The sequence below is a fragment of the Paraburkholderia strydomiana genome (assembly GCF_031456815.1).
Classification (GTDB): Bacteria; Pseudomonadota; Gammaproteobacteria; order Burkholderiales; family Burkholderiaceae; genus Paraburkholderia; species Paraburkholderia caledonica.
The window spans coordinates 1,109,759-1,127,630 of the sequence record NZ_JAVDVL010000001.1 but is presented as its reverse complement, the minus strand read 5'-3'; the positions used below and the strand labels follow the sequence as shown (position 1 = coordinate 1,127,630).

Here is a 17,872-nt window from a genome sequence, read left to right as displayed (position 1 = left end):
GCCGGGTACGTTGGCGATTGCCGACCAAACAGAATCGTTACAGGTCAATTGTTGCTACACGCCAAAGGGCAACATTCTGGTGCATTCGCAACAGCCGTTCCACCGAACGATGGCACGGCCGCAAGTCACCTGGTCAACGTAGCCCGTGGTGCGCGACCTTGTATAGATCACTATACGTTGGTATGCGCCAGCCGCCCCCGGCGCGAGTTCCATGCCTATAGTTCCTGCACCACGCGACCGCGTGGCACGACGTCATATTCCAACGAGGGTGCGACCATGAAGATATTGATGGTGATGACTTCACATGACCAACTCGGCAACACCGGCAGAAAAACGGGTTTCTGGCTGGAGGAATTTGCAGCGCCTTATTTCACGTTTCTCGACGCGGGCGTCGATGTCACGGTGTGTTCACCGAAAGGCGGACAGCCGCCCATCGATCCGAAAAGCGACACGCTGGAAGGCAAGACCGAACTCACCGAACGCTTCAAGAGCGACCCCGCCGCACAGCGTGTGCTGGCTAACACCGCGAAGCTCGGCGACATGAAAGCCGACGACTACGACACGGTGTTCTATCCCGGTGGCCACGGACCTTTGTGGGATCTCGCTGAAGATCCGCAGTCGGTGGCGCTAATCGAGCGCTTCTACGACAGCGGTAAGCCTGTCGCCTTCGTTTGCCATTCGCCAGGTGTATTGCGTCATGTCAAGGCGAACGGCGAGCCGCTCGTCAAGGGTAAGCGCGTCTCCGGATTCACCAATTCGGAGGAAGAGGCGGTGCAGCTCACTCATGTCGTGCCTTTCCTCGTGGAAGACGAGTTGAAGCGCCTGGGCGGCCGCTTCGAGAAAGTCGACGACTGGCAGCCGCTGTCGATCATCGATGGACGGCTGATCACTGGACAGAATCCCGCCTCGTCGAAATCGGTTGCGCAGGACCTGTTGAAAGTGCTGCGCGGATAGCCCGCATCATCGAACCGATATTGCCTGCATGGAGAGCGTCATGACCCAGGATAGTCCCAACGCGCAGATCCGAATCGAACGTCCCAGCCCGTCTTATTGGCGTGTCATCTTCGACAATCCGCCCTTCAACATCTTCGGGCCCGATACCACGCCCCAGCTCAACATGGTCGTCAGCGCGATTGAAGCGGACCCGCACGTGAAAGTGGTCGTGTTCGAGAGCGCGGTGCCCGGCTTCTTTCTCACGCACTACGACTTTGTGCCGCCGCTCGACGCGACCACGAGCATGCCGCCGGGACCAACGGGCATGCCGCCGCTGCCCGATATGCTGGTGCGCATCGGGCGGTCGTCTGTCATCTCGATCGCGAAGATTCGAGGGCGTGCGTCAGGTGTCGGCAGCGAACTCGCATTGGCGAGCGACATGCGCTTTGCCAGCAACGAGCACGCCTTGATGTCGCAGTGGGAAATCGGCGTAGCGCTTGTCCCCGGCGGCGGGCCAATGACGCGTCTTTCGCGGCTGATCGGCCGCGGGCGTGCGCTGGAGGTGCTGACGAGCGGCAACGATTTTCCCGGCGCGCTGGCCGAGCGCTATGGGTACGTCAATCGCTCGATGCCGGACAGCGAACTGGATACGTTCGTCGACGACCTCGCCACCCGTATCAGCCTGTTCGACAGGCAATCCCTTTCGGTCATCAAGCAGCACGTCAACGCGCAGACCCTGCCGCCTGACGCGAGCGTCGCGACCGAGTGGGACGCCTTCATCGCGTCGGTCGGTCGCCCGGTCGCGCAGGAGAAGATTGCCCAACTGATGGATCTCGGCTTGCAGAAGGTGACGGACGTGGAAGCGAGGCTCGCGGATTACACGGGCTCGCTCTGGCGCTAGCCGCCGGATCAGGCGACTCATTCGAGGGGATTGCGCTCCTCGCATGCTACGCTACTTTTCGCTTCGCAGAGCAATACGTGTCCTTCGGGCATGTATCGCCTTCCTCGGAAGAGAGCAGCGAGAAGGAGCATCTCCATGGATCTCACCGGCTTTTCGCTCGAACCGCTGCACGAAGACGGCGAACTGTTGTTGTGCCGTGCACAGCGGCCCGGCTCGCATATCTCGATGCTCGCGCGAGTGGCCACGCAGCCCGCGTCGCAGAGCATCATGCGGCTCGAGCACGAATACGGTCTTGCGCCGTTGCTCGAACCGGAGTGGGCCGCGCAGCCACTCGCGCTCGACCTTGGGCGCGTGCCGCCCGTGCTGGTTCTCGACGACAGCGGCGGCGATCCGTTGATCCGGATTCTCGGCAAGCCACTCGAACTGGCGCGGTGCCTGCGCATCGCCGTGAATCTCGCTCAGGCGATCGGACACGCGCACGAGCGCGGAATCATCCACAAGGACATCAAGCCCGCCAATGTGCTTGTCGATGCGAACGACAATGTCCGCCTGACCGGCTTCGGCATTGCGTCGCTACTCCCACACGAACATCAGCCGCCCGCGCCGCCGGAGATAATCGCAGGAACGCTGAGGTATATGGCGCCCGAGCAGACCGGCCGCATGAACCGTTCGATCGATGCGCGCAGCGATCTGTATTCCTTCGGCGTGACGCTCTACGAGATGCTGACGGGTTCGTCCCCATTCGTCGCGTCCGAAGCGATCGAATGGATTCATTGTCATATCGCTCGCAGGCCGGTGCCCGCGGCGCAACGTGTCGAAGGGCTGCCTGCGCCGGTCGGCGACATAGTCGAGCGCCTGCTCGCCAAAACGGCGGAGCAGCGTTACCAGACTGCCGGTGGCGTTCGGGCCGATCTGCAACGGTGTTTGTCCGCATGGGAAGCGGATGGGGAAATCTCGCCCTTTGTGCTCGGCAAGCACGATGTGTCTGACCGCTTGATGATTCCTGAAAAGCTCTACGGACGCGAATCGGAGATCGATGCGCTGCTGGCGGCCTTCAATCGCGTCGTGACGTTCGGCGACGCGCAGGTGGTGCTTGTCTCGGGCTATGCGGGGATCGGCAAGACGTCGGTGGTGAACGAGTTGCACAAGGCACTGGTGCCGTCACGCGGACGCTTCGCCTCAGGCAAGTTCGACCAGTTCAAACGCGACACGCCCTACGTGCCGCTGGCCCAGGCGTTCCGGGCGCTCGTCCGCGATCTGCTCAACAAGACCGATACCGAACTGGAGCGCTGGCGGCGTGAGTTGACGGAGGCGCTTGCGCCGAATGGCCAACTGATGGTTGGTCTGATTCCCGAACTCGCTCTCATCATCGGGGAGCAGCCCGCGGTTCCGGCGTTGCCGCCTCACGACGCACGCAACCGGTTTCATATCGTATTTCGCCGCCTGCTCGGCGTGTTCGCGCGGCCCGAGCATCCGCTCGCGCTGTTCATCGACGATATGCAGTGGATCGACGCTGCCACGCTCGATCTGATCGGACACCTCGCGACGCATCCGGACGTGATGCACGTGCTGCTCGTCGGTGCTTATCGCGACAACGAGATCGATCCGGCACATCACCTCACGCGAATAATCGAAGATATGAGCGGCACGGAAACGGGCCGCGGCACGACGCTGCAGCACATCGATCTCGCGCCGCTTGGCGCCGGCAGTGTCACGGAGATCGTCGCCGATTCGCTGCGCTGCTCCGCGGCGGCTGCCGAGCCGCTTGCGCAGCTTGTTCATCAGAAGACCGGCGGCAATCCGTTTTTCGTGATCCAGTTCCTGACGACGCTTGCCGACGAGGGCCTGGTTGCGTTCGATCATCGTGCCGCGATCTGGACGTGGGATCTGCCTCGCATCCGCGCCAAGAGATTGACTGAAAACGTGGTCGAACTAATGGCAGCGAAACTGTCCCGCTTGCCGGACGATACACGCGACGCGCTGAGCCGGCTCGCCATTCTCGGCAACGTCGCGAAGATCGACGCGCTGAAGCTGGTTCATGGGGAGCCTGCGGCATCGATCGATGCGAAGCTTTGGGAGGCCATGAAAGCGGGGCTCGTGCACCGTGTCGACGATGCCTATGTGTTTGCCCACGATCGCGTTCAGGAGGGCGCCTACGCGCTGATTCCCGAGAGCGAACGCGCGGCGACGCACCTGCACATCGGCCGCACGCTGGCCTCCGGACGCGCGGCGGGCGAACTCGACGAGTTCCTCTTCGATATCGTCAATCATCTCAACCGCGGCGCTTCGCTCATGACCGACGCGGACGAGCTTGAGCGTACGGTCGAGCTGAACTATGCAGCGGGACAGCGAGCGATGCACTCGACCGCGTTCGCGTCAGCACGAACTTATCTGGCACAAGGCGTCGCCCTGCTTGGAGCGGACGCGTGGAGCCGTCATTACGAGCGCACGTTCGAGCTTTATCTGGCGTTTTCCGAATGCGAGTATCTGGCCGGTGACTTCGCCGACGCCGATACGCTGTTCGACATGATGCTCGATCGGTCGCGCTCGAACCTGGATCGCGCAAAGGTCTATGGCTTGCGCATGGAGCTATACCAGGTCGCCGGGCGGTATGACGAGAGCTTCGAGGTGGCTCGCCTCGCGCTGCGCGATTTCGGCGTGCTGCTGCCGCTGCACGACGACGCCGTCAGTAGCGAGGTCGAAGCCGAGTTGCGGAAGATCCCGCTCAATCTCGCCATCCGCGCCATCGACACGCTCGTAGATGCGCCGGTCGCATCGGACCCGGTCACCTTGACGATCGTAGACCTGCTGGTTGAATCGATGCCTTGCGCGTTCATCGCCCGGCCGGCGTTTTATCCGCTCATAACGCTTCAGGCGGTGAACCTGTCCTTGCGCGGGGGCAACACCGACAAGTCCAGCTTCGCTTATGGCAATTACGCGTTGATGCTGGTGTCGAGTTTCGGAGACATCGAGTCCGCGGTGCAGTTCTCGGAGATGTCGCTCAGGTTGAACGAGAAGTTCGGCAACCGGCGCTTCAAAGGCAAGTTGCTCCATCTGCACGGCAATCACATCAACTTCTGGCGGCGTCACGTCGTAACCGATCTGCCGATACTCGAAAGAGCAAGCGCCGCGTGTCTCGACGTGGGGGATCTGGCTTTTGCCGGGTACCTCGCGTTCACCACGGTCTGGCAAATGATCGAGAAGGGCACACCGCTTTCCGACGTGCAGCGCAGTTCCGAGCGGCACGCTTCGTTCGCACGCCAGAGCCGCAATGACGCTGTCTACGAAACCATTCGGCTGCAGCAGCATTTTGTCGCGGCGCTGCAAGGTGAGGCAGGCGGCGGGGCACTCACGAATGCGCCGGCATTCGACGGCGACGCGTCTTTCGCCGTTATCGCGAAGTCGAATTTCGGCTGCGGCATCGCGTTTCACCACATCATGAATCTGATGCTCGCCTATCTCGAAGGACGATACGACGATGCGCTTCACGCCGCACACTGCGCGCAATCTGTGATCGACGCCGCGATGGCGCTGCCGATAGAGGCGACGTTTTACTTCTTCCACGCGCTGACACTTGCGGCGCTCGACACATCGGCCGGCGACGAACAACGAGTCACCCGTCGTCGCGCGATTCACGCGACGTGCGAAAAGTTCGCTGTCTGGACGAGCCACTGCCCGAGCAATTTCAGGCATCGTCATGCGCTGATTTCGGCGGAGCTCGCGCGTCTCGAAGGCCGCGATTCCGATGCGATGCATCACTATGAGGAGGCCGTGCGCTCGGCCCGCGAGCATGGTTTCATTCAGAACCAGGCGCTCGCGCATGAACTGGCGGCGCGCTTTTACGCGGACCGCGGTCTCGAGACAGTCGCGGATACGTATCTGATGAACGCCCGTTCTTGTTACGAGCGCTGGGGCGCCTGGAGCAAGGTCACCCAGTTGACGCGCAGTCATCCACGAGCGCGTCCCGGTACATCGAAATCCGACGGCACCATTGCCATGTCCAACGAACAGCTCGACCTGGCAACCGTCGTCAACGTGTCGAGCGCGATATTCAGCGATATCGACCTGAACGAGTTGATCCATACGTTAATGGCGTTGTCGCTTGAACACGCTGGCGCCGATCGCTGCGTGCTGGTGCTCAAGCGCCGCAACGAATTGCGCGTGGAAGCAGAAGCGACGACAAGGGCCGATGCCGTCGAGGTGCGTCTGCCCAGACTGCCCATTGAACACGCAGAACTACCAGAATCCGTGTTGCGATACGTGATGCGTACAGGCGACAGTCTGTTACTCGACGATGCATCGTCCACCAGTCCTTACTCGTCCGACGAGTACGTGATGCGTCACGATTGCCGCTCAATCCTGTGTCTGCCGCTCATCAAGCGCAGCCGGATGATTGGCGTGCTCTACCTGGAAAACAACCTGGCTTCGAATGTATTCACGCCGCCGCGCACGGTCGTGTTGCGAATGCTCGCGTCTCAGGCTGCAATGTCGCTCGAAACCGCGCGGCTTTATGCCGACCTGCAACACGCCGAAGCGCTGCTCGCCGACGCACAGCGGCTCAGCAACACCGGCAGCTTCGACTGGCATGTGTCGAGCGGCGAGCTGTTCTGGTCGAAGCAAAGCTTTCGCATCTTCGACTACGATCTCGCCACGCTTCCTACACTCGAACTCATGCTGGCGCGGGTTCATCCCGACGACGCGACGTTCGTGCGTCTCATGTTCGATCGGGCAACGCATGACCGGCAGCCGTTCGATGTCGAGCACCGGCTGCTGATGCCGGACGGCTCTGTGCGGCACTTGCAATTGCTCGCGCACGTTATCGCCGACGCCGACGCGGGCATTCGGGTGCTCGGAGCACTCAAGGACATCACGACGCGCAAGCAGGCCCATGCCGCGTTGCTGCGCAGCGAGCACCGTTATCGCAGTCTGTTTTTCGACATGCCTGTGGGCTTATGGCAGATCGACGCGCAACCGCTGATCGCGTTGCTGTCGTCGCTGCGTGGGCAGGGCGTGGAAGATCTGTCGGAGTACATAGACCATCATCCCGGATGGCTGGATCGTGCGATGGAGCTGCTCATCGTCGAAGAGGTCAATCATCACGCGGCCAAAATGTTCGGCGCGCACGACCGGAGCATGCTGCTAGGACCGTCGCCGTGGGTATGGAGAGAAAGCCCCGACACGTTCAGGCGCGCGCTGGAAAGCCGTTACGGCGGCGCACCGCTCTTTCAGGAAACCACCAGGCTTCCCACGCTCGACGGGCGCGTCATCGACGTGCTGTTGACGGTCGCGCGTCCTGGCGCGGCCGAAGATCTCGGCATTGCGCTGATCAGTCTCGTCGATCTGACGGAGCGCGTCCGCGCGCAAGAAATGCTGCAGCGCCTTCAGGCCGACTTCGCGCACGCCGCGCGCATTTCAACGCTCGGAGAGTTGAGCGCGTCCATCGCTCACGAGTTGAAGCAGCCGCTTGCGGCGATCGCGATGAACAGCTCGATTGGCACGCGCTGGCTCGATCGCGAGACGCCCGATGTGGCAGAGGCGCGGCTCATCAATCAGCGCATTAAAATCGATGCGCAGCGAGCGGTCGACATCGTCGATCGCATTCGCACCATGGCGGTGCGCCAGGGCTTGAAGCGCTCGATCGCGCTGCTCGATGAGTTGATAGATGAAGCGTTGGTGTTCCTGCGTCACGATGTGAACGCGCTCGGCGTCACGATCATGCGTAAGCGCGCGCAGCCGGCGGCCGCCGTGCTTGCGGATCGCGTGCAGTTGCAACAGGTGATCGTGAATCTCGTCGTCAATGCGATGCAGGCCATGAAAACGACGTCACGCCCGCACGGCAACATAACGATTCGCACCTATCTGCCCGATGCCACGAGTGTCACCTGTTTCGTGGAAGACAGCGGCCCGGGGCTCGACGAGTCCAACATGCAGCGCGTATTCGAGAGCTTCTTCACGACCAAGGTAAATGGCATGGGCATGGGTCTGCCAATCTGCCGCTCGATCATTGAAATGCACGGTGGAGAAATTAACGCCGACAACGCGTCGGTGCATGGCGGTGCGCGCTTTTTCTTCACGCTGCCGCTAGCTTCCGACGCGGCTTGAGTCGATGTGGAATTCACCGAGTCAATCGTTGTGCCCGTAGTCGCGCTCTCTTTGGTTTATGAAAGGCATACCGGCAGCATGGTTTCACATACCCGATGACGATTGAAACGACGCACGCAGTGTCATGTAATAAAGACTGCTATCCGACGTACCCATGCATCGTGCGTGAACTTATCACCGAAAGGAGTCAGGCATGCAAACCAGAGCAATCATCCTCACCGTGGCGGCGGCAACGGCACTCACGGCGACTTCCCTTATCGGCGTTGGCGCCGCGTGGGCTGCCGACTCATCGGCTGCCAGTGCCGGCGGCGCCAGCAAGAAGCAGATGCGAGCCGAGAATCGCGCGCTAAGCCACGCAGTGCGTCAGTCGCTGACGAAGGTGAAGGGGCTGAACTCTTCGCACATCAACGTGCTGGCGCACGGCAGCACGGTCACGCTTGCGGGCACCGCACCGGATCAGTCGCAGATCGACTCTGCACAAGCGGCTGCTTCGAAGGTTGCAGGTGTCAGCCACGTGAACAATGAGCTCACTGTGTCCGAGCCCGGGAATTGAAGGCCGCATGCGATCGAGTAGTTCTGCGTTCGAAGGAGTTGGCATGTCAGACGATCTTCTTCCGGAAGTCTTTTCGCGCCGCAAGTTCATCAGTGCGGCGGCAGCCGTCGTCGCCGCAGGTTCAGCGCCACGGTTCTCGTTTGCCGATACATCGATTACGAGCACCTCGCAGCCGGGCGGCGGCGACAAGACTGCGCTGCGTCCGTTACGCGTTCACGCGTCGGACGCGCAACTCGCCGACTTGCGACGGCGCATCAAGGCGACGAAGTGGCCCACGCGCGAAACTGTCTCCGACGCCACTCAAGGCGTGCAGCTCGTGACGATGCAGCGCCTCGCGCGCTACTGGACTACTGACTACGACTGGCGGAAGGTGGAAGTAAAACTGAACGCTCAGCCGCAGTTCGTCACCGAAATCGACGGACTCGACATTCATTTCGTCCACGTGCGGTCCAGGCACGCGAACGCGATGCCGATGATCGTCACGCATGGTTGGCCGGGTTCGATCATCGAGCAAATGAAGATCATCGATCCGCTAACGAACCCGACCGCTCATGGTGGCACGGCCGCAGACGCGTTCCATGTCGTGATCCCGTCGTTGCCGGGGTATGGTTTTTCGGGCAAACCGACGACGACCGGTTGGGACCCTGGGCGCATCGCGCGTGCATGGGTCGTGCTCATGCAGCGGCTCGGCTACACACGTTATGTCGCGCAGGGCGGCGACTGGGGCAATGCCGTGACCGAGCAGATGGCGCTGCTGACGCCGCCCGGTTTGCTTGCGATCCATACGAATATGCCGGCCACTGTTCCGGACGACATCGCCGACGCGTTGAAATACGGCAAGCCTGCGCCGGCCAACCTGTCAGACGACGAAAAGCATGCCTTCGACCAACTCGATTTCTTCTACAAGCACGGGCTTGGGTATGCGCTCGAAATGGCGAACCGTCCGCAGACGCTCTACGGTATCGAAGATTCGCCAATCGGTTCTGCTGCATGGATGCTGGATCACGACGCGAGCAGCCAGGCGATGATCGCGCGCGTTTTCGACGGACAGCCGGAAGGACTGACACGCGACGACGTTCTGGATAACGTCACGCTTTACTGGCTGACGGGCACGGCGATCTCGTCGGCGCGGCTGTACTGGGAGAACAAGTTGAATTTTTTCGCGCCGAAACATGTACTGATTCCGGTCGCCGTGAGCGTCTTTCCCGACGAGATCTACGCCGCGCCGCGCAGCTGGACGGAACAGGCGTACCCGAAGCTGATGCATTACAACCGCCTTCCCAAGGGCGGCCACTTCGCGGCTTGGGAACAGCCGCAGATCTTCACGCAGGAAATTCGCGCAAGCTTTTCGTCGTTGCGCTGACCTGCCGCCCGCCGATATTTGAATGACCGCAACGCGCGGTCACGATCGGCCGACGACTACACACCGAGGATCTTGCCGACCGTCTCATTGAATTCGTCGGTAGCGTTCTGGATCGCCTCGTCGGCCTCGTCGTCCAGGTTGTCCGCGTTCTCGTCCAGCACCTCCTGCAGCGTCAGATACGCTGCAATGATGCCGTCCAGCTGGTGACTGTCGACGCGGGCATAGACGGCCTCGCCCACCGCTTCCATGAAGTCGCCCCGGCTTCCGCCCACCAGGCCGTCAGCGTTATTTTCCAGGTCGTCCTTGAATTGTTCGACGTTTGCCATGTTTTCCTCCGGAAGGTGATGTCAGATTAGCGGTCGGTTTTGTTGCCGTGGTTGCGCCGCGTAACGCGTGCGTCAACAGTACGGCCATATCATGCAACCCGCAACACGATCTGCGGCTACGTCGCCATGCCCAGCGTTCGCACGAGATCGGCCAGCCGATACGGTTTATGGATAAACGCGAAGTCGTCGAGATTGCCGTGCTGTGCCTTGAGGGCGGGCAGAGGATACCCCGATGCAAGCACGATCCTGATCTCGGGATGGCGATCGCGCGTTGACCGCGCGAGCTGGATGCCATCGATTCCCTTGGGCATCACGACGTCGGTGAACAGGACGCGGATATCGTCGCGACGACCCAACGCGTTCATCGCTTCAGCCCCGTTGCTCGCGGTCAGTACTTCGTATCCGAGGCTGCGGAAGAGCGCCGCCGTCGCGTCCAGTAAATCCGGCTCGTCCTCCACGACCAGCACCGTATCGAGCGTCGGACCGGCTAAAGAGTCCGCGTCGCCCGATGCGCTATTCGCTATCGGCAGATACATGCTGACGACCGTGCCCATGTCCGGTTCGCTGCGAATGAGCACGTCGCCGCCAGACTGCGAGATAAAACCGTACACCTGGCTTAGACCGAGACCGGTGCCCTTGCCGACCTCCTTGGTGGTAAAGAACGGCTCGAACGCGCGCGCCGCAACCTCGGGCGGCATCCCCGAGCCGGTGTCTGCCACGGAGACCTTGACATACGGGCCCTCGACGAGCGAGCCAACCGTGCCTTCGCGGACTTCGACGTTTTCAACGGTAATCGCGATCTTTCCGCCTGCGGGCATTGCGTCGCGCGCATTGACGATCAGATTCAGCAGCGCGGCCTCGAAGCGGGCTACGTCGAGCAGCACGGGCCGCGGCCGCGGCTCTGGCCTGATCTCCAGTTCAATCGTGCTGTTTCCCGCGCGGCGAAGAACCGCTTCAAAACCGCGGATTACCGCGTTCAGATTGCATCTTTCGACCTTGAGCGGCTGCTGGCGCGCAAACGAGAGCAACTGCTGTGTCAGCGTCGCGCCCCGCGCCACTGCGCGTTGCATGGTTTCCAGCATCTTGAGATCGGCGTGGTCCTGTACGCGCAGCGACAGCACATCGAGTCCGTTCGACATGACTGCGAGCAGGTTGTTGAAGTCGTGCGCGACGCCGCCGGTCAACTGGCCCAGCGATTCCATCTTCTGTGACTGGAACAGTGCGGCGTTGGCGCGTTCCAGGGCCTCCGCCGCCTGTTTGCGTTCCGTGACGTCGCGCGTCACTTTCGCAAAACCCACGAGTTCGCCCGCGCCGTTGCGGATTGCATCCACCACCACGTGAGCCCAGAACCGCGAGCCGTCCTTGCGGACCCGCCATCCTTCGCGCTCGGCTCGGCCCTCCGCGGCCGCGGTCGACAGCGTCAGCGCGGGCAGGCCGCTCGCGCGATCCTCGTCGGTATAGAAGCACGAGAAGTGTTTGCCGAGGATTTCCTCGCGTGTGTAACCCTTGATCCGTTCCGCGCCGACGTTCCAGTTAGTCACCTCGCCGGCTGGCGAAAGCATGTAGATCGCGTAGTCCGTGACGCCCTGAACCAGCAGCCGGAACTGCTCCTCGCTTTCACGCAACGCTTCCTGGGCCATCTTCCGGTCCGTGATGTCGCGTGTGATCTTGGCGAAGCCGATGAGCTTGCCGGAATCGTCACGCAGCGGATCGATTACCACGCTCGCCCAGAACTGGCTGCCGTCCTTTCGGACCCGCCAGCCTTCATCCTCGAACTTACCCTCGTCGCGCGCAGTTCGCAGCGCGAGGGCCGGGCGGCCGCCGGCGCGGTCACTGTCTGTGTAAAAAACGGAAAAGTGCTGACCCAGAATTTCCCTGGGAGCATAGCCTTTGAAGCGTTGGGCGCCTGCATTCCACGTTTTGATAAAACCTTCTGCGTCCAGCATGAAAATCGCGTAATCCCTAACGCCTGCGACGAGAAGCTGGAAAGATTCTTCTCCCGAAACGTCCCCCGGGGAGGGTGCGAAGTTAGTCATTTTGTGTTTTTACCGGGCAGCGCCCTGTCAGCGGTTTGTCACGCGGGGCTCTGGAGGCCCGTGCCATCCGCTCCGTCGCAAGAGTTGCGCCAGCGCGCCGGGATGTCAGGCGGTCGAGTGCGTGGTCCGCATGGGCTCAGCCGGGCGTCTTCCCGGCGGAAGCTTTTGGGTGATCCGTGGCTGCCGTGGTTTGGCCAGAGGGCGCCGACGTGTCGTGATTCCCGGTTCGGTCAGCCGACGAGAGCGTGTCCGCTATGGCCGTTCGCTTTTTGGGAACACCAGGCGCGCTAACAGCCCGCCGCCAGGATGATTGCCAAGAATGAGATGGCCTCCTGCGCTCGCCACGAGCTTTTTGACCAGAGCCAGCCCGAGTCCCCAATGGCGTCCGGTATGGTCGGCGCTGCCTAGGCGTACGAATGCTGCGGTTGCATCTGCCAATCTTGACTGCGTGATTCCTGCACCGTGATCCCTGATGCTCAGGATCCACTCGGCTCGGGTTCGCGAGGTCTTAATTTCGATCGGCGGAATTCCATGCTCCAGCGCGTTGTCGACCAGATTGAACATGACGCGCTCGAGAACCGGGCGCGGCAGCTTGAATTCTGCGCCCGCTTCGAACGTGCAGACGAACAGGTTGGCCTCCAGCGAACTGGTCATTACGAATCGATCGTGGATGAATGCTTCCACGGACAGATCGGTCTGCGGCCCGGTGGAGGGCTGAGCCCCTTCGACGAACTGCCGGGCAAGATGCGAGAAGAGGTCGATGTCCTCTACGAGCGCCACGCGTTTATGCCATTCCTTCACCTGAAGCGCACGGTCACGCAGTCGGGCTGCGTGCGATTCGAGATGTAGTTGCAGTGCCACGAGCGTGGACGATTGCTCTGCACGCGAGTCGACGCGCCGAGCGAGCAATTCATTGGAGACCTGCGCCAGTCGCCGCAACTCCTTCGGACCTCTTTCCGGAATGATTTCATGGGGACGGTGTTCGCTGCCAATCTTGCTAAACGCTGTCGAGAGACTGCGTAGCGGCCGCCCAATTGCCCAGCTTGCTGCTAAGCCGAGACCAATAGATAGAAAGACAACCGACCATACCGGGAACGCGATGCAGTCCCAACGCAGATAGGTGGGCGCGCTTTCGAATGGGAACGAGTCATCCGTCGAAATGGTTTGGCGGTTCCAATATTGATAGCCTGGAACGGGGAACCAGGCTTGTGCGCCGCCAGCTTCACCTTGGTCTCGCCGGAGATCAACCAGCGTTGGCCGTTCCACAAGCACCACAGCGGGCGGCGCCGCAGAGATCGAAGTCAATAGCGGAGAATATGAACGCTTGCTCGCGTCAGCTTGTTGAAACCTCGCAGGCGCCAGGCTCGCCTGCGACGCATACGACGAGTCCGATCGTGTCAGGCCGACATGCTGCGAAGCAACTGCCATCGCGCCGCAGTCGATACTTGAAATGAGGACGGCAGCCAATATGATGACTCGGTGAATCGACCTGATCACGGGTTCCTCTTGCGCTTCATTTGAAAGTTATGTGCACGCACTAGCGGCATATCCTTTTTGAAAGATGCCGGTCTGCGACGTACATAGTGGGATTTGCGAGTCCGTGTCTTGCCCGGCATCACATCACCAGGCTCAACGTTAGCCAATCATCCACCGTCCAGACGCGTTGAGATGCGGCGAACACTGGCAGCATCGATCAAATCCTTACATTTTATTTCGTGCTATCCGAACGGGGGTGTTCGCGACGACGCACGTCTGTGGTTCGCGCGGTGAGCGCATGCTTCATCGAAGTTACATCGCCCGACGGTTTTTACAAGCGCTTCAGAGCCGCCACGGCGCAAGATCCAACTTCCGACGCCAGGCAAGAATTTTGCAATACATCACGTTGTGACACGTAATGCGCGGGGTTCGCTCCGACAACCGCAATGCACATGTAAGGATATAACCGCTTGCGAGTCGGCCTACGTGCCGGGCCGGAGAACAAAGATGAGTCAGACGGTCAGCGATTTTCCTGTCGGACGCCTGCATCGATGGGACCTCAGCGGGTTCAAGCTTGCACTTCTAACGGCGCTTACTGCCGCGCCGCCTGCGCACGCCGACGCGCCGCTCGAATACTTCCTGCATTCCGCGGGCCCCGCGGCGACCCCGACCATGCACCTCGGCTGGGGTCTGACTGCGATGTGCGTCGCGGTTGTCGTCATCATTGCCGTTCTGCTGGCGGGCGCACTCATGCGGCGGCGCCCGCCGACCGCAGAGCGAGTGTTGGGCAAGGAAGGCGGTGGAATGGCGTGGATTTACATCGGCGTGGGCGTGTCTACGGTCGCGTTGCTGGTGTCGCTCTTCTACACGCTCGTTACGTTGGAGGCCGTCGCGCAACCTTCGCTCACACCGGGCCTGACTATCACCGTCACCGCCTACGACTGGTGGTGGAAGATCGACTACGGTGACGACACCGAGCCGGCGAACCATTTCGCAACAGCCAACGAGATCCACATTCCCGTGGGCGTGCCAGTCAAGATCAGCCTGAAGAGCGCGGACGTGATCCACGCATTCTGGGTTCCGCGCCTTGCCGGCAAGACGCAGACAATTCCGGGGCAGGTCAACGCGCAATGGATAGAGGCGGATGCACCAGGCGTCTACCGTGGTCAGTGCACGCAATTTTGCGGCTCACAGCATGCGCATATGGCGTTCGACGTCATCGCGCAGCCGCAGGCGGATTTCGATGCCTGGCGGAGCGCGCAGATCCGTCAGGCGGCTCTGCCGGCCAACGGCCAGGTGAGAGACGGACAGAAGATTTTCATGGATCGCTGTGCAGGCTGCCATGCGGTACGGGGAAGCGACGCAGCCGGTGCGCAGGCTCCGGACCTTACTCATGTGGGCTCACGCCAGCAGCTTGCAGCGGGCACATTGACCAATACGCCGACGCACCTGCTCGACTGGATCGAGCACGCCCAACAGATAAAACCCGATTCGCTGATGCCCAGCTTCACGCTGAACGTGCAGGATGCCGCTGCGCTCTCCGCCTATTTAGCGACGCTCCGCTGAAGCGCCTCCATCCGACAAGGAAGAACATGGCCGACCTTGCACCCGACACGCCCGACCTGCGGCTCGCACGCCGACCGGAAATCGGCCGCATGCCGCAAGGTTCGCCGCGCGAGCAGCGCCTGCGCGAACTGTGGGAAAGCGAACCTGGCTGGCGCGGCTGGCTCTCGACGGTGGACCATAAGCAAATCGGCTTGCGCTACATCGTCACCGCTTTTGTCTTTCTGATCGCCGGGGGCATCGAGGCGCTGATCATGCGCGTACAGCTTGCGCGGCCGAACGCGCATCTTCTGTCGCCGGAGCAGTACGACCAGCTTTTCACGATGCACGGCATCACGATGATCTTTTTGTACGCGCTTCCCGTGTTGTCCGGCTTTTCGAACTACCTGTGGCCGCTCGTGCTCGGCGCGCGGGACATGGCATTTCCAAGGCTTAACGCGTTGTCGTTCTGGATCTTCCTCTTCGCGGGCATTTTTCTTTATGCGAGCTTTCCACTCGGCCAGGCTCCCAATGCCGGCTGGTTCAATTATGTGCCGCTCGCGAATCTCGAATACAACACCGGACCGAACATCGACGTCTACGCGCTCGGCATGGTGCTGCTCGGTGTGTCGACAACGGTTGGATCGGTCAACTTCGTCGTCACGCTACTGCGCATGCGTGCACCGGGAATGTCGATCGACCGCTTGCCCATCCTGGTGTGGGGCACGTTGACTGCGTCGGCGGCTAACCTGGTGGCGGTGCCATCGGTCAGTCTTGCGTTTCTCATGCTGTGGCTGGACCGGCAGATCGGCACGCACTTCTTCGATGTCACCCACGGTGGCCGGCCGATGTTATGGCAGCACATGTTCTGGATGTTCGCTCATCCGTGGGTATATGTCGTGGTGTTGCCGGCAATGGGCATCGTTTCCGATGCGCTGCCGACGTTTTGCCGCCGGCCACTCGTTGGCTACACACCCGTTGCCATCTCGACCGTCGCCACGATGATGATCGGATTCGTGGTCTGGATTCATCACATGTTCGCGACGGGAATCGGGCCGCTTGCGCTGGCTTTCTTCGGCGCCGCAAGTACGTTGATCTCGATCCCAAGCGCCGTCGCCACCTTCGCATGGATTGCAACGATCTGGCTTGGACGGCCGGTCTATCGCGTGCCGTTCCTGTTTTTCGCGGGCTTCGTGCTGATGTTCGTGATTGGCGGCGTCTCAGGTGTGATGACGGCGGCGGTGCCATTCGACTGGCAACTGACCGACACCTACTTCGTCGTGGCTCACCTGCACTACGTGCTGCTCGGCATCAACGTATTTCCCGTGCTCGGGGGCATTTATTACTGGTTTCCCAAGTTCACCGGCCGGATGACCAGTGAGCGGCTCGGCAAGCTGTCGTTCTGGGTCACATTTGTCGGTTTCAACGTCGGCTTTTTCCCGATGCACATCTCGGGCCTCCTCGGCATGCCGCGTCGGGTCTATACCTACCCGGCAAACATCGGATGGGACACGACGAACATGATCACGACCATCGGCTCATTCATATTCGCCCTTGGCATTTTCATCTTTCTGATCGACATGGCCGTGAGCCTGCGGCGCGGTGCACCGGCAGGCGACAATCCGTGGGACGGCGCATCGCTCGAATGGTCCGTACCGTCGCCGCCACCGCCCTACAACTTCGCTGTCGTGCCCGTCGTGGCGAGCCGCAATCCGCTGTGGGAAGACCGGATTGGAGAGGGCAGCAACTCGAAGCTCGATGAAGGGTTCCTGCTCGATCATGGCCGTGAGGCGCTCGGCACGACACCGCTCGATGCCAGGCCCGACATCATCCTTAAGATGCCGACCGATTCCTACGCCCCGTTTTTGCTCGGCTTGTTCAGTGCGCTGCTGTTCGTTGCCATGCTGCTGCGCGCCTGGATCTTCGCGGGGGCCATGGTAGCTGCGTGCGGCGCGGCGATTCTGTTATGGCTGTGGCCCGAACGATTGCTGATACAGCGCGAGCCGGAGCCGGTGCGGGATGCGGGGGCCGGTCATGAGTGAGCTGACGGACAACGTGCCGGTTCTTCCTGTCGGTAGCGCCGGCAAATTATCGAGCGGCTGGTGGGGCATGATGGCGACGGTCGCCACCGAAGCGTCGCTCTTCGGTTATCTGATCTTTTCGTATCTGTATCTCGGCTCGCAGACCGAGATTCACTGGCCGCCGGAAGGGCTGCCCAAGATCGGCATCGGCGCGCTCAATACGTGCGTCCTGCTCTTGAGCAGTCTGTTCGTGTGGTTGTGCGAGCGCCTGGTGCGCCGGCGCAGAATCCGCTGGGCGGTGGGGTCGATGGCATTGGCGATCGTTCTCGGCGTCGTCTTCGTCGGCATTCAGATGAAGGAGTGGCACGACCACCCGTACGGCATCGCAACGCATCTGTACGGATCGCTGTACTTCACGATCACGGGCTTTCACGTGATCCACGTGCTCGTCGGACTTATCGTGCTGTCCTGTCTGCTCGGCTGGACGGCGCTGGGTTACTTCGACGAAAAGCGCTGTGCTGCGCTGAGAATCGGCGGCCTGTACTGGCATTTCGTCGATGTCGTCTGGCTCTTTATTTTTACCACGCTGTACGTCACGCCTTTTCTTTTCTAGGAGCGC

Annotated in this window: 11 protein-coding genes; 8 read left to right on the top strand and 3 right to left on the bottom strand. The window is 61.2% G+C overall.

The annotated features are described in order from the left end of the window. Positions 1–276 precede the first annotated feature (276 nt). The 5 genes from J2W46_RS05005 (at position 277) to J2W46_RS04985 (ending at position 9,852) form a co-directional block, all read left to right on the top strand. The gene (locus J2W46_RS05005; RefSeq protein ID WP_310351793.1) at positions 277–954 is read left to right on the top strand and encodes a type 1 glutamine amidotransferase domain-containing protein; all 678 of its coding nucleotides are present in this window, start codon (positions 277–279) and stop codon (positions 952–954) included. Positions 955–994: 40 nt separating this feature from the next. Continuing rightward, positions 995–1,834 (top strand): enoyl-CoA hydratase/isomerase family protein, encoded by an 840-nt coding sequence (locus J2W46_RS05000; protein ID WP_020066808.1) that lies wholly within the window; start codon positions 995–997, stop codon positions 1,832–1,834. 135 nt (positions 1,835–1,969) lie between these two features. Next, the gene (locus J2W46_RS04995) at positions 1,970–7,936 is read left to right on the top strand and encodes an AAA family ATPase (protein WP_310351791.1); all 5,967 of its coding nucleotides are present in this window, start codon (positions 1,970–1,972) and stop codon (positions 7,934–7,936) included. A 193-nt stretch (positions 7,937–8,129) separates the two neighbouring features. Next, positions 8,130–8,489: a BON domain-containing protein gene (locus J2W46_RS04990; protein ID WP_310351789.1), complete on the top strand. Its 360-nt coding sequence runs from the start codon at positions 8,130–8,132 to the stop codon at positions 8,487–8,489. A 43-nt stretch (positions 8,490–8,532) separates the two neighbouring features. Next, positions 8,533–9,852, top strand: coding sequence for an epoxide hydrolase family protein (locus tag J2W46_RS04985; protein ID WP_310351786.1), 1,320 nt, complete (start codon positions 8,533–8,535; stop codon positions 9,850–9,852). Positions 9,853–9,908: 56 nt separating this feature from the next. Here the strand turns inward: J2W46_RS04985 and J2W46_RS04980 are convergent, their stop codons facing one another. The 3 genes from J2W46_RS04980 to J2W46_RS04970 all read right to left on the bottom strand — a co-directional run bounded on the left by J2W46_RS04980 (position 9,909) and on the right by J2W46_RS04970 (position 13,711). Continuing rightward, positions 9,909–10,178 (bottom strand): hypothetical protein, encoded by a 270-nt coding sequence (locus J2W46_RS04980; RefSeq protein WP_020066804.1) that lies wholly within the window; start codon positions 10,176–10,178, stop codon positions 9,909–9,911. A gap of 116 nt (positions 10,179–10,294) precedes the next feature. After that, positions 10,295–12,124, bottom strand: a complete 1,830-nt coding sequence (locus J2W46_RS04975; protein WP_088174103.1) for a hybrid sensor histidine kinase/response regulator — start codon at positions 12,122–12,124, stop codon at positions 10,295–10,297. 342 nt (positions 12,125–12,466) lie between these two features. Next, a complete protein-coding gene (locus J2W46_RS04970) occupies positions 12,467–13,711 on the bottom strand; it encodes a HAMP domain-containing sensor histidine kinase (RefSeq protein WP_310351785.1) in 1,245 nt (414 codons plus the stop codon). Between the two features lie 486 nt (positions 13,712–14,197). On the opposite strand from J2W46_RS04970, the gene coxB reads away from it, so the two are divergent. Genes coxB through J2W46_RS04955 form a run of 3 tightly spaced genes read left to right on the top strand, consistent with a single transcriptional unit; the run spans position 14,198 to position 17,866 of the window. Further along, on the top strand, positions 14,198–15,256 hold the full coding sequence (gene coxB / locus J2W46_RS04965; RefSeq protein ID WP_310351782.1) for a cytochrome c oxidase subunit II: 1,059 nt from the start codon (positions 14,198–14,200) through the stop codon (positions 15,254–15,256). Positions 15,257–15,282: 26 nt separating this feature from the next. Further along, positions 15,283–17,274 (top strand): cytochrome c oxidase subunit I, encoded by a 1,992-nt coding sequence (gene ctaD, locus J2W46_RS04960; protein ID WP_310351779.1) that lies wholly within the window; start codon positions 15,283–15,285, stop codon positions 17,272–17,274. Continuing rightward, entirely contained in the window at positions 17,267–17,866 is a 600-nt protein-coding gene (locus J2W46_RS04955) for a cytochrome c oxidase subunit 3 (RefSeq protein ID WP_204521974.1), read from the top strand. The genes ctaD and J2W46_RS04955 overlap by 8 nt, the downstream gene beginning before the upstream one ends. Positions 17,867–17,872: the final 6 nt, after the last annotated feature.